At 57.2% G+C, this 25,389-nt stretch carries 27 protein-coding genes; 14 read left to right on the top strand and 13 right to left on the bottom strand.

All coding sequences use genetic code 11. The annotated features are described in order from the left end of the window. The first annotated feature begins 6 nt into the window (after nt 1-6). From rpsK to rplQ, 3 genes are all read left to right on the top strand, one after another. The gene (gene rpsK / locus ACR0I1_RS19925; RefSeq protein ID WP_008757289.1) at nt 7-396 is read left to right on the top strand and encodes a 30S ribosomal protein S11; all 390 of its coding nucleotides are present in this window, start codon (nt 7-9) and stop codon (nt 394-396) included. A gap of 114 nt (nt 397-510) precedes the next feature. Continuing rightward, nucleotides 511-1,527 (top strand): DNA-directed RNA polymerase subunit alpha, encoded by a 1,017-nt coding sequence (locus ACR0I1_RS19920; RefSeq protein ID WP_010437127.1) that lies wholly within the window; start codon nt 511-513, stop codon nt 1,525-1,527. A gap of 118 nt (nt 1,528-1,645) precedes the next feature. After that, nucleotides 1,646-2,068, top strand: a complete 423-nt coding sequence (gene rplQ, locus ACR0I1_RS19915) for a 50S ribosomal protein L17 (RefSeq protein WP_170392888.1) — start codon at nt 1,646-1,648, stop codon at nt 2,066-2,068. An 87-nt stretch (nt 2,069-2,155) separates the two neighbouring features. Here the strand turns inward: rplQ and budA are convergent, their stop codons facing one another. Then, nucleotides 2,156-2,944 (bottom strand): acetolactate decarboxylase, encoded by a 789-nt coding sequence (gene budA, locus ACR0I1_RS19910; RefSeq protein ID WP_480707646.1) that lies wholly within the window; start codon nt 2,942-2,944, stop codon nt 2,156-2,158. A 228-nt stretch (nt 2,945-3,172) separates the two neighbouring features. On the opposite strand from budA, the gene ACR0I1_RS19905 reads away from it, so the two are divergent. The 9 genes from ACR0I1_RS19905 to ACR0I1_RS19865 all read left to right on the top strand — a co-directional run bounded on the left by ACR0I1_RS19905 (nt 3,173) and on the right by ACR0I1_RS19865 (nt 13,183). Further along, on the top strand, nt 3,173-4,558 hold the full coding sequence (locus ACR0I1_RS19905) for a trypsin-like peptidase domain-containing protein (RefSeq protein ID WP_480707645.1): 1,386 nt from the start codon (nt 3,173-3,175) through the stop codon (nt 4,556-4,558). A 3-nt stretch (nt 4,559-4,561) separates the two neighbouring features. Then, on the top strand, nt 4,562-5,875 hold the full coding sequence (locus ACR0I1_RS19900) for a replication-associated recombination protein A (protein ID WP_480707644.1): 1,314 nt from the start codon (nt 4,562-4,564) through the stop codon (nt 5,873-5,875). Between the two features lie 104 nt (nt 5,876-5,979). Next, nucleotides 5,980-7,023, top strand: coding sequence for an RluA family pseudouridine synthase (locus tag ACR0I1_RS19895; protein WP_480707643.1), 1,044 nt, complete (start codon nt 5,980-5,982; stop codon nt 7,021-7,023). Next, on the top strand, nt 7,020-7,691 hold the full coding sequence (locus ACR0I1_RS19890) for an HAD-IA family hydrolase (RefSeq protein WP_170392884.1): 672 nt from the start codon (nt 7,020-7,022) through the stop codon (nt 7,689-7,691). Before ACR0I1_RS19895 ends, ACR0I1_RS19890 begins: the two co-directional genes overlap by 4 nt. A 4-nt stretch (nt 7,692-7,695) precedes the next feature. Then, nucleotides 7,696-8,403 carry an ATP12 family protein gene (locus tag ACR0I1_RS19885; protein ID WP_170392883.1) on the top strand — a complete coding sequence of 236 codons (708 nt, stop codon included), beginning with the start codon at nt 7,696-7,698 and terminating at the stop codon, nt 8,401-8,403. Nucleotides 8,404-8,609: 206 nt separating this feature from the next. Then, nucleotides 8,610-9,629, top strand: coding sequence for an amino acid ABC transporter substrate-binding protein (locus ACR0I1_RS19880; protein WP_170392882.1), 1,020 nt, complete (start codon nt 8,610-8,612; stop codon nt 9,627-9,629). Nucleotides 9,630-9,753: 124 nt separating this feature from the next. Then, entirely contained in the window at nt 9,754-11,022 is a 1,269-nt protein-coding gene (locus ACR0I1_RS19875) for an ABC transporter permease subunit (protein WP_170392881.1), read from the top strand. Between the two features lies 1 nt (nt 11,023). Further along, nucleotides 11,024-12,379, top strand: coding sequence for an amino acid ABC transporter permease (locus ACR0I1_RS19870; RefSeq protein ID WP_480707642.1), 1,356 nt, complete (start codon nt 11,024-11,026; stop codon nt 12,377-12,379). 12 nt (nt 12,380-12,391) lie between these two features. Beyond that, nucleotides 12,392-13,183, top strand: a complete 792-nt coding sequence (locus ACR0I1_RS19865; protein WP_304621965.1) for an amino acid ABC transporter ATP-binding protein — start codon at nt 12,392-12,394, stop codon at nt 13,181-13,183. 47 nt (nt 13,184-13,230) lie between these two features. Here ACR0I1_RS19865 and ACR0I1_RS19860 read toward each other — a convergent pair whose 3' ends face one another. The 12 genes from ACR0I1_RS19860 to rpmH all read right to left on the bottom strand — a co-directional run bounded on the left by ACR0I1_RS19860 (nt 13,231) and on the right by rpmH (nt 22,923). Further along, entirely contained in the window at nt 13,231-13,728 is a 498-nt protein-coding gene (locus ACR0I1_RS19860) for a SixA phosphatase family protein (RefSeq protein ID WP_480707641.1), read from the bottom strand. Continuing rightward, nucleotides 13,725-14,378: a ferredoxin gene (locus ACR0I1_RS19855; protein ID WP_223117086.1), complete on the bottom strand. Its 654-nt coding sequence runs from the start codon at nt 14,376-14,378 to the stop codon at nt 13,725-13,727. Before ACR0I1_RS19855 ends, ACR0I1_RS19860 begins: the two co-directional genes overlap by 4 nt. Next, nucleotides 14,378-15,169: a sterol desaturase family protein gene (locus ACR0I1_RS19850; RefSeq protein WP_170508739.1), complete on the bottom strand. Its 792-nt coding sequence runs from the start codon at nt 15,167-15,169 to the stop codon at nt 14,378-14,380. Before ACR0I1_RS19850 ends, ACR0I1_RS19855 begins: the two co-directional genes overlap by 1 nt. Before the next feature lie 57 nt (nt 15,170-15,226). Then, nucleotides 15,227-16,090, bottom strand: a complete 864-nt coding sequence (gene argB, locus ACR0I1_RS19845; protein ID WP_170508738.1) for an acetylglutamate kinase — start codon at nt 16,088-16,090, stop codon at nt 15,227-15,229. A gap of 147 nt (nt 16,091-16,237) precedes the next feature. Then, entirely contained in the window at nt 16,238-16,891 is a 654-nt protein-coding gene (gene yihA, locus ACR0I1_RS19840; protein ID WP_170392875.1) for a ribosome biogenesis GTP-binding protein YihA/YsxC, read from the bottom strand. After that, a complete protein-coding gene (locus ACR0I1_RS19835) occupies nt 16,888-17,625 on the bottom strand; it encodes an MOSC domain-containing protein (RefSeq protein WP_480707640.1) in 738 nt (245 codons plus the stop codon). Before ACR0I1_RS19835 ends, yihA begins: the two co-directional genes overlap by 4 nt. Continuing rightward, nucleotides 17,622-19,445 carry a membrane protein insertase YidC gene (gene yidC / locus ACR0I1_RS19830; RefSeq protein WP_170392873.1) on the bottom strand — a complete coding sequence of 608 codons (1,824 nt, stop codon included), beginning with the start codon at nt 19,443-19,445 and terminating at the stop codon, nt 17,622-17,624. The genes ACR0I1_RS19835 and yidC overlap by 4 nt, the downstream gene beginning before the upstream one ends. Nucleotides 19,446-19,571: 126 nt before the next feature. Then, a complete protein-coding gene (locus tag ACR0I1_RS19825) occupies nt 19,572-21,113 on the bottom strand; it encodes a putative bifunctional diguanylate cyclase/phosphodiesterase (RefSeq protein WP_480707639.1) in 1,542 nt (513 codons plus the stop codon). 70 nt (nt 21,114-21,183) lie between these two features. Further along, the gene (gene ttcA / locus ACR0I1_RS19820) at nt 21,184-22,068 is read right to left on the bottom strand and encodes a tRNA 2-thiocytidine(32) synthetase TtcA (RefSeq protein WP_170402750.1); all 885 of its coding nucleotides are present in this window, start codon (nt 22,066-22,068) and stop codon (nt 21,184-21,186) included. Nucleotides 22,069-22,106: 38 nt separating this feature from the next. Continuing rightward, nucleotides 22,107-22,340 carry a membrane protein insertion efficiency factor YidD gene (yidD, locus tag ACR0I1_RS19815; protein WP_223117082.1) on the bottom strand — a complete coding sequence of 78 codons (234 nt, stop codon included), beginning with the start codon at nt 22,338-22,340 and terminating at the stop codon, nt 22,107-22,109. Further along, nucleotides 22,337-22,762 carry a ribonuclease P protein component gene (rnpA, locus tag ACR0I1_RS19810; RefSeq protein WP_223117081.1) on the bottom strand — a complete coding sequence of 142 codons (426 nt, stop codon included), beginning with the start codon at nt 22,760-22,762 and terminating at the stop codon, nt 22,337-22,339. The genes yidD and rnpA overlap by 4 nt, the downstream gene beginning before the upstream one ends. A gap of 26 nt (nt 22,763-22,788) precedes the next feature. Further along, entirely contained in the window at nt 22,789-22,923 is a 135-nt protein-coding gene (gene rpmH, locus ACR0I1_RS19805) for a 50S ribosomal protein L34 (RefSeq protein WP_005980833.1), read from the bottom strand. Between the two features lie 295 nt (nt 22,924-23,218). Between rpmH and ACR0I1_RS19800 the strand changes: the two genes are divergently transcribed. Together ACR0I1_RS19800 and ACR0I1_RS19795 are read left to right on the top strand one after the other, a co-directional pair. Further along, the gene (locus ACR0I1_RS19800; protein ID WP_170392949.1) at nt 23,219-23,950 is read left to right on the top strand and encodes a TVP38/TMEM64 family protein; all 732 of its coding nucleotides are present in this window, start codon (nt 23,219-23,221) and stop codon (nt 23,948-23,950) included. Between the two features lie 3 nt (nt 23,951-23,953). After that, nucleotides 23,954-25,372 carry a dihydrolipoyl dehydrogenase family protein gene (locus ACR0I1_RS19795; RefSeq protein ID WP_480707638.1) on the top strand — a complete coding sequence of 473 codons (1,419 nt, stop codon included), beginning with the start codon at nt 23,954-23,956 and terminating at the stop codon, nt 25,370-25,372. Nucleotides 25,373-25,389 lie beyond the last annotated feature (17 nt).

Here is a 25,389-nt window from a genome sequence, read left to right as displayed (position 1 = left end):
TGACCGATGGCACGTGATAAGACTCGCGTTAAGCGCAAAGAGCGTAAGAACATCGCATCGGGCGTTGCCCATGTGAACTCGACCTTCAACAACACCAAGATCCTGATCTCGGACGTACAGGGCAACGCCATCTCGTGGTCGTCTGCCGGTACCATGGGCTTCAAGGGATCGCGGAAATCGACCCCCTACGCCGCTCAGATGGCTGCAGAAGATGCAGGCAAAAAGGCGCAGGAACATGGCGTCAAGACGCTGGAAGTCGAAGTTCAGGGCCCCGGTTCGGGTCGTGAATCGGCTCTGCGTGCGCTGGCTGCAGTGGGCTTCAACATCACGTCGATCCGCGACGTGACCCCGATCGCTCACAACGGCTGCCGTCCGCCGAAGCGTCGTCGCGTCTAAGCGATTTTGAATTAGGCTGGGGCTGTGTTTTTGCACGGCCCCAGCACGTCATTTTGAACCTCGGGCGTCTGCACCTTGTTGGTCATGGGGCGCGGACAGGAATGGAGGGATTACATGATCCATAAGAATTGGGCAGAATTGATCAAGCCGACCCAGCTTGACGGCAAGCCGGGCAACGATCCCGCACGTCAGGCAACCCTGGTTGCAGAACCGCTGGAACGTGGCTTTGGTCTGACCCTGGGCAACGCGCTGCGTCGCGTTCTGATGAGCTCGCTGCAAGGCGCGGCCATCACCAGCGTTCAGATCGACAACGTCTTGCACGAGTTCAGCTCGGTTGCCGGTGTACGTGAAGACGTCACCGACATCATCCTGAACCTCAAAGGCGTATCCCTGCGCATGGAAGTCGAAGGGCCCAAGCGCCTGTCGATCAATGCCAAAGGCCCCGCAGTTGTCACCGCTGGCGACATCAGCGAAAGCGCTGGCATCGAGGTTCTGAACCGCGATCACGTCATCTGCCACCTGGATGATGGCGCTGACCTGTTCATGGAACTGACCGTCAACACCGGCAAAGGTTACGTTTCGGCTGAGAAGAACAAGCCCGAAGACGCACCCATCGGCCTGATCCCGATCGACGCGATCTATTCGCCGGTCAAAAAGGTTGCCTATGACGTTCAGCCGACCCGTGAAGGTCAGGTTCTGGACTATGACAAGCTGACCCTGAAGATCGACACCGACGGTTCGATCACGCCGGAAGACGCGCTGGCATTTGCCGCACGCATCCTGCAGGATCAGCTGTCAATCTTCGTCAATTTCGACGAGCCGGAATCGGCTGGCCGCCAGGACGAAGACGATGGTCTGGAGTTCAACCCTCTGCTGCTGAAGAAAGTGGACGAGCTGGAACTGTCGGTCCGTTCGGCAAACTGCCTGAAGAACGACAACATCGTTTACATCGGCGATCTGATCCAGAAGACCGAAGCCGAGATGCTGCGCACTCCGAACTTCGGCCGCAAGTCGCTGAACGAGATCAAGGAAGTGCTGTCCGGTATGGGTCTGCACCTCGGCATGGATGTCGAGGACTGGCCGCCCGACAACATCGAAGATCTGGCCAAGAAATTTGAAGACGCGTTCTAAGCGCGTTTTCACAAATGCCCGGGCTGCCGGGGACCATATGGGCACTTCCGCCCCAAGGAGAGCCGGTGACACGCATCGCCGGCCAGACAAAGCAAAACGCGAAAGAAGGAACTAGAAAATGCGTCACGCACGTGGTTATCGCCGCCTGAACCGTACTCATGAGCACCGCAAAGCTCTGTTTGCAAACATGGCTGGCTCGCTCATCGAGCATGAGCAAATCAAAACAACTCTGCCCAAGGCAAAAGAACTGCGCCCGATCGTTGAAAAACTGATCACTCTGGGCAAGCGCGGCGACCTGCACGCCCGCCGTCAGGCCGCAGCACAGCTGAAAGAAGACAAAGACGTCGCCAAGCTGTTCGAAGTTCTGGGCCCTCGTTACGCCGAGCGTCAGGGCGGTTATGTCCGTATCCTAAAAGCAGGCTTCCGCTATGGCGACATGGCACCGATGGCGATCATCGAATTCGTTGACCGCGACATCGACGCCAAAGGCGCAGCTGACAAAGCTCGTGTTGCCGCTGAAGAGGCCGCAGACGAAGAATAAGCCTTGGCTATATCTGAGTTTCAGCCCCCGCGTCGCAGACGCGGGGGTTTTCTTTTGCTCCGTGTGACAATCCAAGGCGGTCTAAATTTAATTGCTTTCGGCTTTCAGAATGCCATCCGCTGACGCTCCCGCGGACAAATTGGCGTCAGAGAAATCCTCTGTCTCTGGCAGTTCCAGATGAAGAGACGAGGTGTGATCGATTTCGATCTCTCCCCGGGTCAATGTATAATCAAGTACGTGCCCACCGGTGGTCCGGTCGTCAGAGATGAAATGCAAGTGGTAACCCGGTACGCCGATCCCGACTGCGTAGTCAGGGCAGCGGAACCCGAGAATAGTTCCCTCCACGTTTTCCAATTCAAACTCGGCCTGCGTTTTGACGACTTCCAGCAAAGGTCTGTATGGCCGTTCCTGTTTCAAAACGTTTCGATACCTAATGTGTTTGATCAATCCGGTGAAACGAACCGCATAAAACAGGTTCTTTGCATCGGCCATGTCATCCAAACCCTCCTCGAAATCGGATTTGTTAACCGGAGAATCCAACGCAAGCGAAATCGTTGGTTTGAAGTCAATGACGGCTGCGTATGGTGTCAGCGCGCCGTTATCCGCAATTGTCGCTTTGCCTTCCCCATCCAGGCGATAAGCGACACCATCCAGCACCACCATTTCTCCGTCCAGGGCGTTGAAGGTACCGAGACCGAAATCTCCGTGTTCCAGCAGCTGACCAATGGAAACAGTCCCATCATAGACCCCCTGCATGACGGCACTCAGTAGTGAGGCCTGGTAATACTCGTGGGCGTGCTCTTCCCGCACAAAGCTCTTATTTCGATGATGAGAGGCAAGGGCCGTTGCAAAGGTCAATTCCCGGTCTTTGTGCATGGTCGTTCCCTCTGATTGGATTCAGCGCCAAGTCCAACACATAACACAACTCCCTGTGAAACTTTTGCAACGCTTTGCGAAGCCATAATGCTGAAGCTGTGTATTTGTGCGAATAGCTCAAAAGAAAGCGGTAGATCCTCGGCATTGTCGAAGGCAGCGGGTTATGTCGCTTGCAATCTTTGCACCGGCCCCGCATATCCGGTTGGCGATATTGCCGGAGGGCCGATGATGCTAAGACTATTGTGTTCCCTAGTATTGCTGATGGGCGCAATACCGGCAGCCGCGGAGACGCAGGTACCAAAAAGCCAGACCGAAATCAGCCTCGGGTTCGCCCCTGTCGTAAAGCAGGCTGCCCCGGCGGTTGTGAACATCTACGCCAAGATTGTGCGCGAAGGGCGGGCAAATCCGCTATTTTCTGACCCGTTCTTTCAGGACTTCTTTGGCCGTGGATTTGGGACGCCACGCCCCCGTGTGCAGAATTCGCTCGGCTCTGGCGTGATCCTCACAGGTGATGGGTATGTGGTGTCAAACTACCACGTTGTGGGGATGGCATCGGAAATTCAGGTCGTGACTACCGACCGTCGTGAATTCACTGCCGAAGTCGTTCTGGGTGACAAAGAAAGCGACATTGCAATCTTGCGGTTGGAAGAGGCAAACGATCTGCCGTTCCTGCAGATGCGCGATTCCGATCAGGTTGAAGTAGGAGAGCTGACGCTGGCGATCGGAAATCCGTTCGGCGTAGGCCAAACTGTTTCATCAGGAATTATTTCAGGGCTGGCGCGTACCGGAACAGCGACGGGAAATGCACGAGGGTACTTCATTCAAACCGATGCGGCGATCAACCCGGGCAATTCCGGTGGCGCGCTTATCGATGTGAATGGCGATCTGATTGGTATAAACACCTCAATCCTGACACGGTCAGGTGGATCGAACGGTATCGGATTTGCCATTCCGGCCAATCTGGTGGCCGAATTCCTGCGGCAGGCGCAGGCAGGCAACGAAAGCTTCGTAAGTCCTTGGGCAGGAATGGCCGGTCAACACATGAGCGCGGATATAGCCGAGTCTCTGGGTATGGCCATCCCTCTCGGGGTGGTGATTTCTGACTTACATGAACTGAGTCCGCTGGCAGAAGCGGGTCTGCGGGTCGGGGACGTTGTCACTCATGTCGACGGAGACGAGGTGAATTCTCCGGCCGAGATGAAATTTCGCATGGCTGTTGCCGGGGTGGGTGGAAAGTCGGTCCTGACTCGGCTGCGGGGCGAAGACCGCTCGGATATTGAAGTGGCGCTGATCAAACCGCCTGAAACGCCTGCGGCGGATGAGACTACGCTGGACGAGGATACGGTCATGCCAGGTCTGATCGTTTCGGGTGTAAATCCGGCGGTGATCGTAAAGCTTGGCTTGTCGCTGTCTCAGACCGGCGTCGTAGTGGTTGATCCGAACCGCTATGGCGGCCGCGCAGGATTGCGTGTGGGCGATGTCGTAAAAGGTATCAACGGAACCAGAACCGAGACACCGGAGGATATCGTTCAGGCCCTGACCGATCCAGGTCGCCGGGTACAGATGGAGATTGAGCGGGGAAGCCGGTTAATCTCATTGCGGTTTCGGTTGTGATCCGTGAGTGATTTGTTCGATACCGGTTCTGCGGAACCAACCGCTTCGCCGCACAGGCCGCTTGCGGATCGCTTGCGCCCACAATCCCTGTCTGAGGTGATCGGGCAAGAGCAGGTTTTGGGACTAGATGCGCCATTGGGGGTGATGCTCGCGTCAGGTAGCCTGTCCAGCCTGATCTTCTGGGGCCCGCCGGGTGTAGGAAAGACAACCATCGCCCGGTTGCTGGCGCAGGAGACCGATCTGCATTTCGTACAGATCAGCGCGATTTTTACCGGTGTGCCGGATCTGAAGAAGGTATTTGAGGCTGCTAAAATCCGTCGTCAGAACGGGCAGGGCACCTTACTATTTGTTGACGAAATCCACCGTTTCAATAAAGCGCAACAGGACGGGTTTCTGCCGCATATGGAGGACGGCACGATCCTCCTGGTTGGCGCGACGACCGAAAACCCTTCCTTCGAGCTAAACGCGGCGGTACTCAGCCGGTCTCAGGTGTTGGTTCTGGAACGCCTTAGCCTTGCTGATCTTGAGCGTTTGACACAACGCGCCGAGAAAGAGCTTGACCGCGCCTTGCCACTAACGTCTGCCGCCCGCGAGGCGCTGCAGGAGATGGCGGATGGCGACGGTCGCGCACTACTGAACCTGATTGAACAGGTAGCTGCTTGGAAAGTGGACGCCGATCTGGACCCGGATGCATTGTCGACGCGCCTGATGCGGCGGGCCGCAAAATACGACAAATCGGGGGATGAGCATTATAATCTGATCTCAGCCCTGCACAAATCGGTGCGTGGATCGGACCCTGACGCGGCGCTGTATTGGTTTGCGCGGATGCTGACCGGCGGCGAAGACCCGCGCTATCTGGCGCGGAGGATCACGCGGATGGCGGTTGAAGATATCGGTTTGGCCGATCCTCAGGCGCAATCGATCTGCCTGCACAGTTGGGAAACCTATGAACGGCTGGGCTCGCCCGAGGGCGAGTTGGCACTGGCGCAGGCGTTGGTGTATCTGGCTCTCGCTCCGAAATCGAACGGGGCCTATGTGGGGTATAAGGCGGCGATGCGGCTGGCCAAGCAATCGGGCAGTGAACCGCCACCCAAACATATCCTGAACGCTCCGACATCGCTGATGAAGGATCAGGGATATGGTGCAGGGTATGCCTATGACCACGATGCCGAAGATGGGTTCTCGGGTCAGAACTATTTCCCGGATGATATGAAGCGCCCGGTTCTCTATCAGCCGATAGAGCGTGGTTTTGAGCGCGAGCTGAAAAAACGGCTGGAATACTTCGCCAAGCTGAGAACGCAACGCAATCAGGGCTAGACTTGACTCTGCACCCGATGCGCGCGACAGACGCGCATGATTTCTAAGGCACTGAAACACGCACAATCCGGGCGGATCAGCCGTGCGGAACAAGGGGCAATGGCATGAGCGGCGTACAGGTGATCACCGTAGCAGAGGACGATGGCGACCAGAGGCTGGATCGTTGGCTGCGCCGCCTGTTTCCTCATGTCAGCCAGGGCCGGATCGAGAAGATGTGCCGCAAGGGTGAACTGCGCGTAGATGGCAGTCGGGTCAAAGCTTCGACGCGGCTAGAGGCCGGGCAGTCTGTGCGCGTGCCGCCGCTGCCAGACGCCGACCATAAGCCCGCTGTCGTAAAGCATCGTGTTTCGGACGCTGACGCAAAGATGATCCAGTCTTGCGTGATTTATAAAGACGATCACGTGCTGGCGCTGAACAAGCCGCATGGCTTGCCAGTTCAGGGTGGCAGCGGTCAAACCCGCCATGTGGACAGCCTGTCCGAAGCGTTGCGCTTTGGGTATGACGAGAACCCGCGCCTTGTGCATCGTTTGGATAAGGACACATCTGGCGTTCTGCTGATGGCCCGTACGCGCGAGGCCGCCAAAGGGCTGACGGCAGCCTTCCGGCACCGAAACACCGAAAAGATCTATTGGGCGCTGGTAGCTGGTGTTCCAACTCCGTACCTGGGCGAAATCAAGACCGGGCTGGTCAAGGCACCGGGGCATGGTAAGCATGGCGAAGGCGAGAAGATGATCGCTGTTCATCCGAGCGAGGTGAACGATACGCCCGGCGCAAAACGCGCGCATACGCTCTATGCAACGCTCTATCGCGTTGCAGGGCGAGCCGCCTGGGTTGCGATGGAGCCGGTGACTGGGCGAACTCATCAGCTGCGTGCGCATATGGCGGCGATCGGTCACCCGATCATTGGCGATGGGAAATATGGCGGCTCGGGGCAGGAAAACCTCGGCGATGGCTGGGGCGCGCAGTTGGGAGGTATCATCAGCAAAAAGCTGCACCTCCACGCCCGCAGCCTGTCCTTTGAACACCCGATGACCCGCAAACCCATCTCGCTTACGGCGCCTTTACCGGATCATATGAAACACAGCTGGGATACGCTGGGCTGGACCGAAGACCTCGCTGCAGATGATCCGTTTGAGGAGTTGCGATGAACGCCCCATTGCGGCTAGTCCTGTTTGATGTGGATGGCACTCTGGTCGATAGTCAGGGTGCCATTGTTTCGGCAATGACCGCCTGTTTTCAGGCGCAGTCACTGCCGGTCCCGGACCGTGACGCCATCCTGTCCATCGTCGGTTTATCTCTGCCCCATGCAATGGCGCGTCTGGCAGCAGATCAGTCCGAGCGGATACAAAGCGCATTGGTTGACGGATATAAGCAGGCCTATCACGCGCAAAGGTTGGAGCAGGGCGCCGCAAGCTCGCCGCTTTATCCCGGAGCGCGCCAAGTGATTGAGGCTCTTCACGCTCAGCCCGAGGTTCTTTTGGGAGTGGCCACAGGCAAATCTCAGCGCGGGCTTGATGCGCTGCTTGAAGGGCATGGGTTGCAGCAGCATTTCATTACTCGTCAGGTTGCAGATCACCACCCGTCCAAGCCGCACCCGTCGATGATAGAAACAGCTTTGGCTGAAACGGGCGTGCCGGCTGCGCAAGCCGTCATGGTGGGCGACACCAGCTTTGACATGGATATGGCCGCAGCCGCGCAGGTTGCCGGGATCGGTGTCAGCTGGGGTTATCACGATCGTCGGGTACTGACGGCTGCGACACATGTGATCGAAACATTCGAAGAATTGCCAGGCGCACTGGCCAAGATCTGGGGCTAAAGAGATGAGCGACTGGAAACCCAAACGCTTCTGGACGACAAGCACGGTCGTTGAGACCGACGTGGGCTATACGGTTGAACTGGATGGTCGACGGGTCAAAACGCCCGCCAAGGCTGCGCTGGACCTGCCCACGCGTGCCATGGCCGAGGCCGTTGCACGGGAATGGGATGCACAGGAAAAGGAAATCGATCCGACCACGATGCCATTCACCCGTTCGGCCAATGCGGCGATCGACAAGGTGCGGCACCAGCATGGTGAGGTTGCCGATATGCTGGCCGATTACGGCGACTCGGATCTGCTGTGTTATCGGGCGACCCATCCCGAAACGTTGCAGCAGCGGCAGTCCGAGGCCTGGGATCCTGCATTGGATTGGGCTGCGGACGCGCTGGGCGCGCGGTTGATCCCGCGTGCAGGGGTGGTGCATCAACCGCAAGCTGCCGAGGTGCTGCAAGGCCTGCGTGACCGGGTGCATGGACTGAATGCGTTCCAGCTGGCGGCGTTTCATGACCTCGTCAGCCTGTCGGGGTCATTGATTCTTGGTTTTGCCGCTGCGCAGAATTGGCGCAAACCGGATGAGATATGGCGCATTTCTCGGCTGGACGAGCTTTGGCAGATCGAACAATGGGGCCACGACGATGAGGCACATGCTGCCGCCGAAGTGAAACGGGCCGCCTTTCTGCACGCAAAGCAGTTCTTTGACCTCTCGTTCTGAGACGGATTCTCGTCAAATCGTGAATTTGTGTCCGATTCTGGCAGAAAAGACCTATCGTTTTCCCTGATCCAGCCCTTGACGTTTGTTGATGAATACGCCCAAACTCGGGCCACTAAAGGGGAGACACCTTTTGGGTAACCTTTCTGGCGCCTATGCGCCGGATCGAACCGTTCCATTCAGGGATGGAAAATCAGGAAGAGGTAAAAATGAAAAAATCCGTAATTTTGGGCGTGGCAACCATTGCCGGCCTGGCTGCTGGCGCAGCTGCAGCGGGTACCGTTGACGACGTGAAAGCCCGCGGCAAGCTGAACTGCGGCGTCGCAACCGGCGTACCCGGCTTTGCCAGCCCCGATGCCAATGGTGAGTGGCAGGGTTTTGACGTGGCCGTATGCCGCGCGGTAGCCGCCGCCGTTCTGGACGACCCAAGCGCCGTTGAGTTCATCCCGACCACCGGTAAAACACGTTTCACCGCGCTGGCTTCGGGCGAGATTGACATGCTGGCCCGTAACACCACGTGGACCTTCAGCCGCGACGTCGACCTGAAGTTCGAATTCGTCGGCATCAACTACTACGATGGTCAGGGCTTCATGGTTCCCAAGGCACTGGGCGTCAGCTCGGCCAAGGAACTGGACGGTGCAACCGTTTGCATCCAGACCGGCACCACAACTGAGCTTAACCTGGCGGATTTCTTCCGCATCAACAACATGAGCTACGAGCCGGTTCCGATCGAAACCAACGCCGAAGCGCAGCAGCAGTATCTGGCTGGTGCCTGTGACGTTTACACTACCGACGCATCGGGTCTGGCTGCTACGCGCGCCACCTTTGAAAACGCAGGCGACCACGTGATCCTGCCCGAAATCATCTCGAAAGAGCCGCTGGGCCCGCTGGTCCGTCACGGCGATCACGAGTGGGGCGATGTGGTCCGCTGGACCCTGAACGCACTGATCGCAGCGGAAGAGCTGGGTGTAACCTCGGCGAACATCGACGAGATGTCCAGTGGCGCCACCGACAACCCAGAGGTAAACCGCCTGTTGGGTACCGAAGGTACGCTGGGTGAGATGCTGGGTCTGGACGCGAACTGGGCACAGCGCGCGATCAAAGTCGGCGGTAACTACGGCGAAGTGTTTGCCAAGAACATCGGGGAGGAAACCCCGATCGGTCTGGCACGCGGCCTGAACGCACAGTGGACCGATGGTGGCCTGCTGTACGCACCGCCTTTCCGCTAAGATCCACGGAAAAGGGCGCGGGGGAACCCGCGCCCTTTTTCCTTCCATAAGAAACACGCCCGGAACGATCTGAGCAGAGGCAAACTCTGCCAACATCCGGGATGCACGGGGATATACATAGGTCATGACGACACTCACTGACCCGCCGAAGGAGCACTTCCGGCTGTCCATGCTCCTTTATGATACGCGGTACCGATCTGCGACCATTCAGGTCATAGCGATGATCGGTTTCATGCTTCTGGCAGCCTGGATTATCAACAACACCATTCAGAACCTTGAAACGCTGGGCAGAACAGTCGGGTTCGACTTTTTTGCCGAACCGGCCAGCTATGACATCAACCAACGCCTGCTGGAATACGACTCGCGCGATACACATCTGCGCGCGGCGTTTATAGGCCTGCTAAACACTCTGGTTGTTGCAGTTCTGGGCTGTATCACAGCAACGATCATCGGTGTCATGGTCGGTGTTTTGCGCCTGTCGAATAACTGGCTGATCGCGCGGATCATGACGGTCTATGTCGAGATGTTCCGTAACGTTCCAGTGCTGCTTTGGATCGTGTTCGCCATGGCGATCCTGATTGAAAGCCTGCCAGCACCGCGCGCCTTCCGAGGTGAAAACCCAGAAGCCACGATGGATCTTTTTGGCACGGTCGCGGTCACAAATCGCGGTGTCTATATCCCCGAGTTTCTGTTCTCGCGCGGATTGGGCGATATCCACCTTTTCGGTACATCAAGCCTGCGCTTTGATGTTTCGCTTGACCTGATCGCCTTCTTGATCGTGTTTGGCGGCAGCATCTTTGCGATGCGCAAGGTTTCGGCCTGGGCCAATTCAACGCAAGAAAAGACCGGCGATCGCCCGACCATTTGGCACATCCAACTGGGCCTTTTGTTCGTGCCATCAGCCATCCTGCTGGGCGTTCTGGGTTTTCACCTGGGCTACCCTGAGCTGAAAGGCTTCAACTTCAGCGGCGGTACCCACCTTCGTAACTCGCTGATTGCCTTGTGGCTGGCCCTGTCGCTGTACACTGCGGCATTCATCGCCGAGATCGTGCGCGCCGGTATTCTGGCCATTTCCAAGGGTCAGACCGAGGCCGCATCCGCACTGGGCCTGCGCCCGGGCCGGACCATGCGTCTGGTGATCTTGCCGCAGGCGTTGCGGGTGATCATCCCGCCAATGATCTCGAACTATCTGAACCTGACCAAGAACTCGTCGCTGGCGATCGCGGTCGGATATATGGACATCACGGGTACGCTGGGTGGCATCACCATGAACCAAACCGGTCGCGAGCTGGAATGCGTTCTGCTGCTGATGCTGGTCTACCTGTCCATCTCGCTGAGCATTTCGGCGGTGATGAACTGGTACAACAACCGTGTCAAACTGGTGGAGCGGTAATATGAGTGATGTTTCATTTGTCCGCACGGAAATGTTGCCGGAACAGGCACCACCCGCCTCCGAGGTCGGTGTACTGGGCTGGATCAAGCATAACCTGTTTTCAAGCTGGCTGAACGCCATCCTGACGATCGTATCGCTGGTCTTCATCTACTATGTGCTCTCCAACATCCTGTCCTGGACGTTCGAATCTGTTTGGAACGCCAATTCCCTGTCGGAATGTCGTGAGATCATGATGGCCACCTGGGGCGATACGCATGGTCATGCCTGCTGGGGTGTGATCAAGGATCGTTGGCTACAGCTGCTATATGGGTTCTATCCGCCGTATCCGGCGCATCCGGATGCCACATGGTCGAACCCGCCTGAAACCGGGGCATGGCCGGCCTATTTCCGTCCGAACCTGACCTTCATCCTGTTGTTGGTTGCTATTGCGCCAGTGTTGTTCACTAAGGTGCCGCGTAAGCTGTTGATTGCAACGGCGGCTTATCCGTTCCTGCTGCCTTGGCTGATGTGGGGTGGGTCGATCTGGGGGCCGCTCATGGTCGCCGCCGGATTTGCCATCGGGTATTTCGCGTACAAGTTTGCGCTTCCGGTTGCCGGGTCTCTTGCCGCGATTATCCTTGCGATTGCGCTGCCCATACTATGGTGGCTGTTTGCTGCCGGTTCCGTGGCTGACGCAATCAATGCAATCATTCCGATCGGTATCGCGCCGGTGGAAAGCCGCGACTTTGGTGGCTTTATGCTAGCGATCCTGTTGGGTGTCGTGGCCATTGGTGTTTCGCTGCCTATCGGTATCGTGCTGGCGCTGGGTCGTCAGTCCGATCTGATGATCGTCAAATACCTGTGCGTGGGCTTTATCGAGTTCATTCGGGGCGTGCCGCTGATTACCCTGCTGTTTGTGGCATCGCTGCTGCTGAACCTGTTCCTGCCGCCGGGCACCAATTTTGACATCATCCTGCGGGTGATGATCATGATGACCCTGTTCTCGGCCGCCTATATGGCCGAGGTGATCCGGGGTGGTCTGGCTGCCCTGCCGCGTGGTCAGTACGAAGGCGCAGACAGTCTGGGCCTGAACTACTGGCAGGCGCAGCGGCTGATCATCATGCCACAGGCGCTGAAAATCTCGATCCCGGGCATCGTGAGCACGTTCATCGGTATCTTCAAGGATACGACTTTGGTCTCGATCATCGGTCTGTTCGACGTGATTGGCCTGACCAACGGCATCCGCGCCGATACCGCCTGGAACGGCGTCTACTGGGAACTGTTTGCCTTTATCGGCGTTCTGTTCTTCGTGGTTTGCTTCTCCATGTCCCGTTATTCCATGTACCTGGAGCGCAAGCTTCAGACTGGCCACCGTTAAGGAGTTCAACACATGTCTGAACTTGCAATTGAACGCGAAATCGACCGCTCCAAAATGCAGGTGAGCGACGAAATCGCCATCGAAATCACCAATATGAACAAGTGGTACGGGGCCTTCCACGTGCTGCGCGATATCAATCTGACCGTCAATCAGGGCGAGCGGATCGTGATCGCGGGGCCGTCGGGGTCGGGCAAGTCTACCTTGATCCGCTGCCTGAACGCGCTGGAGGAACACCAGCAGGGCACGATCATTGTGGATGGGACCGAGCTGTCGAATGACCTGAAAAACATCGACAAAATCCGGTCCGAGGTTGGCATGGTGTTCCAGCACTTCAACCTGTTCCCGCACCTGACCATTCTGGAAAACTGCACGCTGGCCCCGATCTGGGTGCGCAAGACGCCCAAGAAAGAGGCCGAAGAGCGCGCGATGCATTTCCTGGAAAAGGTGAAGATCCCTGAGCAGGCCGACAAGTATCCCGGTCAGCTCTCGGGTGGTCAGCAGCAGCGTGTGGCGATTGCCCGCTCGCTGTGCATGATGCCGCGGATCATGTTGTTCGATGAACCTACATCGGCGCTGGACCCTGAGATGATCAAAGAGGTGCTCGACACCATGATCGAACTGGCCGAGGAAGGCATGACCATGCTGTGTGTGACCCACGAGATGGGCTTTGCCCGCCAGGTCGCCAACCGCGTGATCTTTATGGATGCCGGTCAGATTGTGGAGCAGAACGAACCGGAAGAGTTCTTCAACAACCCGCAGAGCGAACGGACCAAGTTGTTCCTCAGCCAGATACTGGGACACTAAACTCGGATAAGAAAACCAAGAAGGCGGGGTGTCGACCTCGCCTTTTTCTATTCCAGCAGCTCGCGTGGGATCGTGAAGCCCAGAACCTCACCCTGATGCCATTTGAGCGCATTCCAGTCGGGGATATCGAACCGGATTACAGTCGTTGCACAAGTCGGATAGTCGTAGAATCTCGAATGGTCGGGCTGGTTGCGTACCAGCCGATTTGCAAATGCAGCGATGCCGGGATTATGCCCCAGCATTAGTACGGTATTGCCGGTGGCTGTGGCCAATTCGGCGAACATCTCATCGGGGCCTGTCAGATACAAGGCGGGGGTAAAGCGGATTTCCGGGGTGCTCAGCCCCAGCCTGTCCCACGTTTCCCGGGTGCGTTTGGCGCTTGAGCAGATAACGTCATCCGGTAGCCAGCCATTGCTTTGCAGCCACGCCCCAATCGCGGGGGCCGATTTGCGTCCTCGATTGTTCAACGGGCGGTCGTGATCTTCGGCAAAGGGATCGCCCCAACTGGACTTGGCATGGCGCATTAGGATCAGTGTGCGGGTCATGATCGGTGAAATGCTTTCATGTGATGCGCAGATTGCTCTGGCTGGCGCTCTGCGCCGGCGCTGAGAGGGCAGGCGAGCCGGGCAAGGCAGCCTTTATTCATGCAGCTGTGTCCCGTCTTGGTATCGAGATGATCATGACAGGCTGCTACGTCATAGAAGCTGTGGGTGTTCAATGCCCCAACCGGACAGGTTGTTGCACATGGCGCGGGGCATTCTGTGCAGGGTGACGATTGAGAAACGGATGGAATTGAGAACTCATCCGCAAAATGCAACGCACCACGGAATGACATCATCATCCCTACCGTATCGTGCACCAGGGCCCCGACCGGACTGCTGAAGGTGCGACCGGACTTAAGTGCCCAGTCAATGAAGGGTGCGTATGGTGGGTCGCCGAACGGATAGTAGGCGGTGCCCCTCATGTCCCGCGCAAGCTGGCCGATCACCCGTCTGGACCAGCGATCAACCGGGTCGGGTTGGCCATCCTGCCACTCAGCCGAGGCCTTCAGAGCAGGCCAGAATGCCCCTGCAGCCCCCAGAAGGATTAGGGTTCCGTCATTAAGTTGCTTTGCTTCACTGGGCCTTGGATGAAGTGCACCCATAACTATCAGCCCAACCTGAGTGGCTGCTCGTTCGACATTGGCGTAGGTCATCAACGGCGGAAGGGCAGAGCCAGGCTCCAGCCCAGTTTTGTTGGTCGATCGTCCTGCCATTCCAATCCCACGCTCATTTGTTCGTGCCCGTCCCGAGGTTGTGCAATGTAAGTCCCCAGCATTCGGTCCCAGATAGACAGTGCAAAGCCATAATTGCTGTCATGCTCTGTTCGGAATACCGAATGATGTACGCGATGCATATCGGGTGTCACAAGAATCCTACGTACAACAGCGTCAACGGCAAGGGGGAGCTTCAAGTTTGAATGATTGAACAACGCTGTGCCATTAAGAAGGATCTCGAACAGGATCACAGCCAGGGCGCTGGCGCCGAGCAGATAGATTAGCCCGATTTTCAGGATCATGGACAACGCGATTTCAACAGGGTGAAAGCGGACTGCAGTAGTGACGTCCATGTCTCGGTCGGCGTGATGCACACGATGTAGCCGCCAAAGGATTGGCACCTTGTGGGTAATCAGATGCTGTAGCCAGATTGCAAAGTCCAGAATCAGCACACATAGAATAAGCTCAACCCACCCTGGCCAGGCGAGCCAATTAAAAACGCCCAATCCATTTTTCCCGGCATCAATGGCAGCGCCAACTGCCAATAAGGGCAACCCAATCGCCATAGTCCTGAGCATCAGTGTGTTCAAAACAGTGATTGATAGATTGGTTAGCCACCGATTTTTTCGCGGACAGGTTCGTAAGCGTTTTGGCGCAATAGTCTCTGCCGCCGCAAACACAACAAACAGGATCAAAAACACGCTTAGGCGAAATAGGGGCTCGTTCTCCATACATTCACAATCGGGCATGTTAATGCCCGGTGCAAGATGTTGAAGATCACTATGGCGTTAATCAGGACGGATCAAGGATCCGGCACCGTGTTCCGTAAACAGTTCGAGCAACACCGCATTTGGCGCGCGCCCGTCCAGAATAACGACCGCCCGAACGCCATTATGCAGCGCGTCCAGCGCAGTTTCGGTCTTTGGAATCATCCCACCCGCAATAGTGCCTTCACGCGTCATCTCACGAATTTGGCCAGCCTTGAGCTCGGTCACGACATCGCCCGCTGCGTTCTTGACGCCCGCTACATCGGTCAGCAGCAGCAGGCGGTCTGCCTTAAGAGCTGAGGCGATCGCCCCGGCTGCAGTGTCGCCATTCACATTGAAGGTTTCGCCATTCCGACCTGCGCCCAGCGGCGCGATCACAGGGATAACATCATGCGCAAACAGGTCATGCAGGACTTTGGGGTTCATCTCGGACGGTGTGCCGACAAACCCGAGCGAGGCGTCGGTCTGTTCGCACATCATCAAATGGGCATCCTTGCCCGACAGACCCACAGCCATGCCACCCTGCGCATTGATCGCCTGCACGATCCGCTTGTTCACAAGGCCCGACAGGACCATTTCGACCACTTCGACTGTGGCTTTGTCCGTCACGCGTTTACCACCCACAAACTCGGACTGGATATCCAGTTTGTCGAGCATCGCATTGATCATCGGGCCACCGCCGTGCACGACGACCGGGTTTACGCCAACCTGACGCATAAGCACCACATCGCGCGCAAAGCTTTCCATGGCTTCGTCGCTGCCCATGGCGTGGCCACCTAGCTTGATGACGACAATCGCACCGTCGTATCGCTGCAGATAGGGCAGGGCGCTGTTCAATGTGGCGGCGGTGGCGATCCAATCCCGGTTCATATCTCGTGTCTTCATGGCTGATTGTCCCTCTGGGACCCTGTGTTAGGGCGTTTGGAGGATGGTGCCAAGACCGGATCGCGGAAACAGCCAATCTGAACGGGCCGTACCCGATGGGCGCGACCCGGTTTCCTTAGCTCATGACTTGTATATTGCTGAACAGCGTCACTCCAGATGCGCAATGATCGAACGCAGGGTCGGAATGCCGTCGCCCTTCTCGGATGAGGTCAACACGATCTCGGGGAAGGCTGCAGGATGTTTCGAAAGCGCGGCGCGCACCTGGTCCAGCACTTTTTCCCGGTCTTTTGCTTTGACCTTGTCGGCCTTTGTCAGAACGCACTGAAAGGTCACTGCGCTGGTATCCAGCAGCTTCATGATCTCGGCGTCCACAGGTTTCACCCCATGGCGCGAGTCGATCAGGACGAAGGCACGGCGCAGGGTCTGACGTCCACTCAGATACTGTTTCAGCAGACGTTGCCATTTTTCCACGACCTTCACCGGCGCGTTCGCATAGCCGTACCCTGGCAGGTCGACCAAATAGAGTTCAGGCCCTTGCGTGAAAAAGTTGATCTCTTGTGTACGCCCCGGCGTGTTCGAGGCACGTGCTAACCCCTTGGTGCCCGTTAGCGCGTTGATCAAGCTGGATTTACCGACATTCGAACGCCCGGCGAAACATACCTCCAACCGATCGGGCGCAGGCAGGCCATCCATCGCAACGACGCCTTTGACGAATTCGGATGGCCCGGCAAACAGCTTTCGACCGGTTTCCGTTGCGAATTCATCTGGAGTTTCAGCTAGTGGAAAGGGAAGTGTGGTCATAGAACCTGAACCTCGTCACCGGTGTGAATGGTGCCGCCTTCCAGAACTTCGGCATAAACGCCAAAATCCTGATGATCCCAGCTGCTCAGCGCACCCAGTGTGTCGGCATCCCGCTCACCCGTTTCAGGGTTGGCGGTTGTCGCCAAACACCGCGTGATGCGTTCGCGCACATGAAAAACGGCCTCGCCGATCCGGATGTCGCGGCCAATCCAGTCGAACTCATTCCACAGCGGCAGGCCATCGAACCAGATATTTCCGCGCCAGCGAGCGATAGAAAGATCCCTGCCTAGCTTCTGTTCGACCGCCCGATGCGACGACATGTTGCACAAACTGATCGAAGGAAAATCGCTGTCCGTCATGCCGCGATTAGCGGCGCGGACAATGCGGGCAGACGCAGCGCGATCTGCAGGCATCAGCGGTTTGACCCAGTCCAGAAAGGTATCCTGTTGCACGTCGGGCTCAAAGCTTAGATCGGGGCGATTGGGATGGCTCAGCGTGACCGAGTCGCCTTGCAGCTGCGCCGAGATTGCCATCAACTGAGGGGCCTTCGCGCCTCGGCTGAAATTGGCGCAGGGTGCCCATTCCGATCCATCCGCTTTCGACGCCTCATGTGCAACCGCCCAAACACGATCCCCGGGCATGGTATGCCCGGGGATCATGGTAATGCGATCAAGGCGTTCACGCCCGTGACTTTTGATCGGGTGCCGCCAAATGCTGGTGACCGAACCGCTCATTTGTCGTCCGTCTTTGGCGTTCGTTTGAAGCCTGATTTGATGTTGCCGAATACATCGGGCGTATAGCCCTGGCTCCGCATGATCAGGTATTGCTGGGTAAATGTGATCGTGTTGTTCGCGATCCAGTAGACCACCAAACCGCTGGCAAATCCGCCCAGCATGAACATGAAAACCCATGGCATCCAGGCAAAGATCATCGCCTGTGTTGCATCGGTCGGTGCCGGGTTCAGTTTCTGCTGCAGCCACATCGAGATACCCAGCAGCAGTGGCAGGATACCGATAAAGATCAGCGCCATGAAGCTTTCAGGCTGCGGTGCCGCCCAAGGCAGCCAACCAAAGAAGTTGAAGATTGAGGTCGGATCCGGAGCGCTGAGGTCCTGGAACGGGCCAAACCATGGGGCTTGACGCAGTTCGATGGTGACAAAAATCACCTTGTACAGCGAGAAGAAGATGGGGATCTGCATCAGGATCGGCAAACAGCCTGCGGCCGGGTTAACCTTTTCCTTCTTGTACAGCTCCATCATGCCTTGCTGCATCTTCTGGCGGTCATCCCCTGCGGCCTCTTTCAAGGCCTCCATCTGGGGCTGCAATTCCTTCATCTTGGCCATCGAAACGTAGGATTTGAACGCCAGCGGGAACAGGATCGCCTTGATGATCAGGGTCAGGCCGATGATGGACCAGCCCATGTTGCCGATCAGCAGGTTGATGTTGTGCAGCAGCCAGAAGATCGGCTTGGTCAGGAAGAAGAACCAGCCCCAGTCGATGCTGTCGATGAACTTCTGCACACCTTCGGCCTGGTATTCCCGAATGGCTTCCCATTCCTTGGCACCAGCGAACAGGCGTGTGGTCACTTTAGCAGTCTCACCCGGCGCTACGGTCAGCGTCGGCAGCACCGTTTCGGTTTGATAGATTTTGCGGCGCGAGTCATATTTTGCGGCTGCTTTGAAGGTCGAGCCCGGCTCTGGGATCAGCGTGGTCATCCAGTAGTGATCCGTGAAGCCGATCCAGCCATCTTCCTTGACCTGATAGACCTCGGCCTGCGCCCGTTCGTTCGGGTCGATGTCAAAATCGCGGACATCACCATAGTCAACTTCTGACAGCGTGCCGTCCGCCATGCCGATCACACCCTCATGCAGGATGAAGAAGTTTTTCAGGCCCGGAAGGTCGCCATCTTCACCAATACCGTGGCGTGCAAGAATGCCATAGGGGGCCATGCCCACCTCGGATTGGGTCGCGTTTTCAACCGATTGGGTAACTGTGAACATGTAGTCCTGGTCGACCGCGATGGTGCGGCGGAAAGTCAGGCCATTGCCATTGTCCCAGGCCAGCGTGATGGGGTTGTCTACGCCAAGCGTCTCACCCTCTTCCAATGTCCAGAGCGTGTTGGGGCCCGGGACATCCGCACCTGCAACTCCTGTACCCGGTGCCCAGCCGTAAAGGGCATAATAAGCCGATTCCGAACCAACCGGAGACAGCAGCTCAACAATAGGCGCGCCTTCTTCGATCGAGACTTTATAATCTTTCAGAAACAGCTCATCGATCCGCCCGCCGGACAGGGACAGGCTGCCTTTCAGACGGGGGGTGTCGATGTTGACGCGAGGGGCTTGTTCCTCTGGCAGCGTTTCCTCGGCGGTCGCTGTGGCTTCACCCACGGTGCTGGTCGCGCTGGGTGTTTGCACCTCGTCGCCTTCCAGAGCAGCAATTTCTGCAGCGTCCTGCGTCGTGGTTGATTCCGGCGGTGGGAACAGCACGAACCAGACAAGGATCACCAGAAAGCTGAGCGCGGTTGCAAGGATGAGATTTTTGTTCTGATCGTCCATCGGGGACAGCCACCTTGAGCAGTGAAACACACCCGGTGGGTTCAACAGAGTGCAGCCCCAAAGGTCAAGCGGAATCGCCCATCAAATCGCTCCGGCGCTGGATTTGGCGCACCGTAATTGCAGATTTCATCCCATTTTGCGACCGATCTTGGATGCACCCCTGATCTTGGCACGATGCGCCGCGATCCAATCCAGGGTCTGCTCAAATGGCATTGGCTCTGCAATTCCGAACCCCTGAACGTGGTTACTGCCCAATTGCGCCATCAGCGCGTGCTCGCCGGGCGTTTCCACGCCTTCGGCGAGCGTCTCGAGGTTCAGACGTTCAGCCATGGTCAGAATGGCGCTGACCAGTTGCTGCTGGCTGGGATCCTGATCGGATTTGGTGACAAACGTCCGATCAATTTTAATCCGCGAGACGTCAAACCGCTTGATAGAGGCGATTGAAGCATGTCCGGTGCCAAAGTCATCCAGGTCGATACAACATCCAAGCGCAGCCATGCCGGTTACATTCCGGGTGATCACGTCATCCGGCTTGCGAGAGAACACGGTTTCCAGAATCTCAACCGCCAGCCGATCCGGTGTCAAATCAAACTGATCCAACTCCCATTTCAGGCGGTCGATCAAGCCGGGATTGCGCAACTCATCGGATGAGAAATTGATACCGATCCGGGGCACAACGCATGCTGCAAGATCCCAAGCTTGCATCGCTTTAAAAGCATGGTGACGCATGATTTGGCCTAGCCGCTCCATCAGTTCGGCTTGCTCGGCGAAGGGCAGGAATACCTGCGGGCTGAGAACACCTTTTATTGGATGCTCCCACCTTGCCAAAGCCTCGAACCCTGTGATGTTCCCATTATCCGTTGAAACCTGAGGCTGAAACCAGGGCCGAATCTCTCCATTGTCCAATGCCGCCTCGAACTCTTTTCTCAAATTGGCTCGGACCAGGGATCGCCGACGGGTCGCGGTTGAATAGGCGCGTATGGTCGAGGGACCGCTTCTTTGCGCCTCGGACAGTGCAGCGGTGGCGGCGCCAATCCACTCATCAGCCTCGGCCTGTCGCAGGTCTGAATGCAGGCAAAACCCGATCGAGCAGGATTGGTAAACTCCTGTGCCATTCAACAAAAGCGGCTCTTCGACTGCGCTTTGGATGCGGCCGGACATTTGAATGCAAGCTTCCAGATCAAGATGTGGGGAGGGATGCAGGCCAATGAGAAACCGGTTCTGATCGATCTGCGAAAAGATGTCCTGATTTCGGATGATCGACAGGATACGATCACTGAATTGCTGCTTTACATGAGTGGCGGCAGCCTGACCGTGCAGATCCTGAAGGTCGGCATAGCCGTCCAAAGCAATTGCAATACAGGCGGCATTCTCACCTGATTTGCTGACCGATTCACTCAACGCCTCCAACTCTGATTGAAAAACGTCATAGGGAACCAGGCCGCTGGGGCGCATACCTGAACTGCGGGCTGTATAAGAACGGCTTCCCCAATTTCCGATGACGGCAAAAGCAAGGGGCAAACCCAAAGCCGTGGTAACAAGTGCACGTTCACCGCCCAACCAGAAGGCGGCTAAACACGCCGCGGGAATAAATGCCAGAACCTGCGGTCCGGTGAGAAATATCCGCAGCGTTTCGGAACAACAGTCGACAAAGAGGAATTTCCGCATAGGTTTTAGGGCCTTCAGCTTGGGCTAGGATCGCGCAAGCCAACCGTAGGAAATCAATCTGAGTCAGGCGTTAACGTAACTGGGGAATATCGTCTGAATTTTCGTCTTTTTGAATCGGATCGATCGAAAGATTTGCGAAATCAAACAGTTTTGGGTCCAGAAGATGCGAAGGCCGCGCATTGGTCAATGCCCGAAACATCACTTGCCGCCGGCCGGGGCTGTTCTTTTCCCACTGATCGAGGATCTGCTTGACCTGTTGGCGCTGCAGCCCGTCCTGACTGCCGCACAGATCGCAGGGTATGATGGGATAGTTCATCGCTTTGGCGAATTTCTCGCAATCCGCCTCGGCCACATGGGCCAGCGGGCGATAGACGAACAGATCACCTTCTTCATTCACCAGTTTTGGTGGCATGGTTGCAAGGCGACCGCCATGGAACAGGTTCATGAAAAAGGTTTCAAGGATGTCATCGCGGTGATGGCCAAGCACAACTGCGGAACAGCCTTCCTCGCGCGCGATACGATAGAGGTTGCCACGACGCAGGCGTGAACACAGCGCACAATAGGTGCGGCCCTGCGGAACTTTGTCCATCACAACGGAATAGGTGTCCTGATACTCAATCCGATGTGGCACCCCCATACGGTCTAGGAATTCTGGCAGGACTGTTGCCGGGAACCCCGGTTGCCCCTGATCCAGATTGCAGGCCAGAAGATCCACGGGCAGCAGACCGCGCCATTTCAGTTCGTAGAGCACCGCCAGAAGGGTATAGCTGTCCTTACCGCCCGATAGGCAGACCAACCAGCGGGGTGTTTTACCTTCGGCGGTGCGGTCCACCATGCCGTACTGCTCAATGGCCTCGCGCGTCTGGCGCACGATGCGCTTGCGCAGCTTCTTGAACTCGGTGGTTGAAGGCGCACCGGCAAAAAGCGGATGGATATCGTCGGCTTCATCAAACATGGGCGGGGCCTATCGCAGTTGGGTGAGCCGGGCAAGGGTCAGGGTCGTTCGTCTTCGGGCACAGGGTCATAACCGTCGCCACCCCACGGATGACAGCGCCCGATCCGGCGCGCCGCCAGCCATGCGCCCTTGATGGCGCCGTGTTTTTCAAGCGCTTCCAGCGCATAGGCCGAACAAGTCGGCTGATAGCGGCAGTTGAATCCGACCCAGGGGCTGAAGATCAACCGGTAGGCCCGGACGGGCAGGGCGAGGAGATGGGCAAATATGTTCACTTGCCACCCCCATGAATTTTGCGCAGCGCATAGCGCAAATCGTCTTTCAGCGCATCAAAGGGCCGTGCAGCGGTAACCTCGGCGCGGCCGATCAACACGTAGTCCCAGCCCGCATGCCCATGAATAGTTAATACGGCTCGCGCGGCTTCACGCAGGCGGCGTTTGGCGCGGTTGCGGGCGACGGCATTGCCGACCTTCTTTGAGCAGGTGAACCCGATGCGAATGCCCGCAGCCTCATCAGCGCCACGTTTACGCGCCTGCACCATCATCGATGCAGTGCCTTGCCGTTTGGCCCGCGCGGCTTTCAGAAAGTCCGAGCGATTCTGCAGTACGGTCAATGATTCAGATGCGCAAACGGACGCCGCCGGGGGCATCACCCGCGGCTGGTTATTACCATCCTCAGGGGCCTCCGGCGGCGTCATGTTCATAACCTGAAAGGTCGAGCGGTTTATGCGCTCAGCGACTTGCGGCCGCGTGCGCGACGTGCGTTCAGGATTTTGCGGCCGGCTTTGGTGGCCATGCGCGCGCGGAAACCGTGGCGGCGTTTGCGAACCAGGTTCGAAGGCTGATAGGTGCGTTTCATCGCTCCGTCTCCAATCTATAGCGGTGGGTGCGGCGCGGATTCGCCTGGCCCTAGTGTTCGAAGCCCGTCCTCTACTGGGTAGCGGGGGGTAAGTCAAACCCCTAGGTGGGGGTTTTGGTGCGTTTTGCAACAAATCTGTAATCTGTCCGGGCAAAAGATTTCAAAAACCGGGTTCAGAGCGCGTATCCCTCACATTAAGTGCCATAAACATCAAGGCCCCGTGAGGCCTCTGTTGCAGCGCGCGCGGGCGGCGCATGTTGTGGGCAAGATGAATGAACAAGAACCTGCTACCCAGATGAACGAAACCACCAAGATCCCGCGCAACGGGCTGGCGCGTCATATCCCATTGGCGGTGATTCTCGCCGTTGCCGCCGTGGGGTTCTTTGCGCTGGGCGACTATCTGACCTTTGAAACCCTGCGCGACAATCGCGAGGCCCTGCTGGCCTGGCGCGATTCAAACTACTGGGCGATGGCTGCGGCTTTCGTAGGGATTTACATCATTATTGTTGCCTTCTCGCTGCCTGGTGCTGCGGTCGCTTCGATGACCGGTGGGTTCCTGTTCGGATTGCTTGCAGGAACGGCTTTTAATGTTTTTGCCGCAACCATAGGCGCTTCGACGATCTTTCTGGCCGCACGCTGGGGTTTGGGTGAATCTCTGACCGCCAAGCTTGAAGCCTCGGAAGGGACGGTCAAGAAACTGAAGGACGGGCTGCGTGAGAATGAAATCTCGGTTTTGTTCCTGCTGCGTCTTGTACCTGTGGTGCCCTTCTTCGTTGCCAATCTGGTGCCCGCATTGGTTGGGGTAAAGTTCCGAAACTTCCTGATTACGACGGCGCTGGGCATCATCCCTGGTGGGATTGTCTATACCTGGATCGGTGTTGGGCTGGGTGGTGTCTTTGATCGCGGCGAAACCCCGGATGTCTCGCTGTTATGGGAACCCTTCGTGATCGGGCCAATTATTGGCTTGTGCGCGCTGGCAGCGCTGCCGATTGTCATCAAATCCCTCCGTGGTCGAAAGGGTTCCTGATCCATGCAAGAGTTGAAAACCGATATCCTGGTGATCGGGGCCGGGTCAGGCGGGTTGTCTGTAGGCGCCGGGGCCAGCCAGATGGGTGCGGATGTCATCCTGCTGGAAGGCCACAAGATGGGTGGGGATTGCCTGAACTTCGGCTGTGTCCCATCCAAAGCTCTGATCGCCAGCGGCAAGGCTGCATATGCTCAGGCCCACGCGTCGGCTTTTGGTGTCGCGGATGTGACGCCACGGGTGGATTATGCAGCCGCCAAAGAACACGTGCAAAACGTCATCGCTCAAATCGAACCCATGGACAGTCAGGAGCGTTTTGAGGGCTTTGGCGTCAAGGTAATCCGGGAGTACGGTCGTTTCATCTCACCCACGCAGGTACAGGCCGGAGATCATCTGATCACCGCCCGTCGCGTCGTGGTGGCCACAGGTTCATCGCCCTTGGTGCCGCCGCTGCCCGGGCTGGATCAAGTGCCGTATTACACCAACGAGACCATATTCGACCTGCGCGATAAGCCCGAGCACCTGCTGATCATCGGCGGAGGTCCCATCGGCATGGAAATGGCGCAGGCGCATATCCGGCTGGGCTGCAAAGTGACCGTGATCGAGGGCCTTAGTGCGCTGGGCAAAGACGACCCTGAAGCTGCAGCCGTCGTGCTGGACAGCCTTCGGACTGAAGGTGTCGAAATCCATGAAAACGCCATGGTGTCCCAGATCCGAGAAAATGCAGGCACCATTGAGGTGGTCACTGAGAATGATGAGGTCTACGCGTGCTCTCATCTGTTGCTGGCCGTCGGACGCAAGGCCAATATCGACCGTCTGAACCTCGGCGCTGCCGGGATCGACAGCACGCGGGCAGGCATCAAGGTGGACGATTCTTTACGCACGAGCAATCGCAAGGTCTATGCCATTGGTGATGTTGCAGGTGGGCTGCAATTTACCCATGTCGCCGGATATCATGCGGGGATCATCATCCGCTCTGCCTTATTTGGGCTTCCGTCGAAAGCGAAGACCGCTCATATCCCATGGGCCACCTATACAGATCCCGAACTGGCACAGGTCGGCCTGACCGAGGCACAAGCCCGTGAACAGCATGGCGACGCGGTGGAGGTTGCCCGGTTCGACTATCACCACAATGACCGCGCAGTTTCCGAGCGCAAGACCAAGGGGTTCATCAAGGTGATGGTCGCAAAGGGCCGACCTGTGGGCGCGACAATCGTCGGATATCAGGCCGGAGAATTGATCAACTTGTGGTCGCTGGCGCTGGCCAATAATCTCAAGATGGGTCAGATCGCAGCGATGGTTTCGCCTTACCCAACGGTCGGAGAGCTTAACAAACGTGTGGCAGGAGCCTATTTCTCTCCAAGGCTGTTTGAGAATCAAATGGTTAAACGAGTGGTCAGGTTCGTCCAACGCTGGATCCCCTGACCCAAGGAGGAGCGTAA

Source organism: Ruegeria sp. B11 (genome assembly GCF_056539785.1).
Note: the sequence above shows the minus strand (reverse complement) of the source record. Positions and strands in the feature narration are given on the sequence as shown.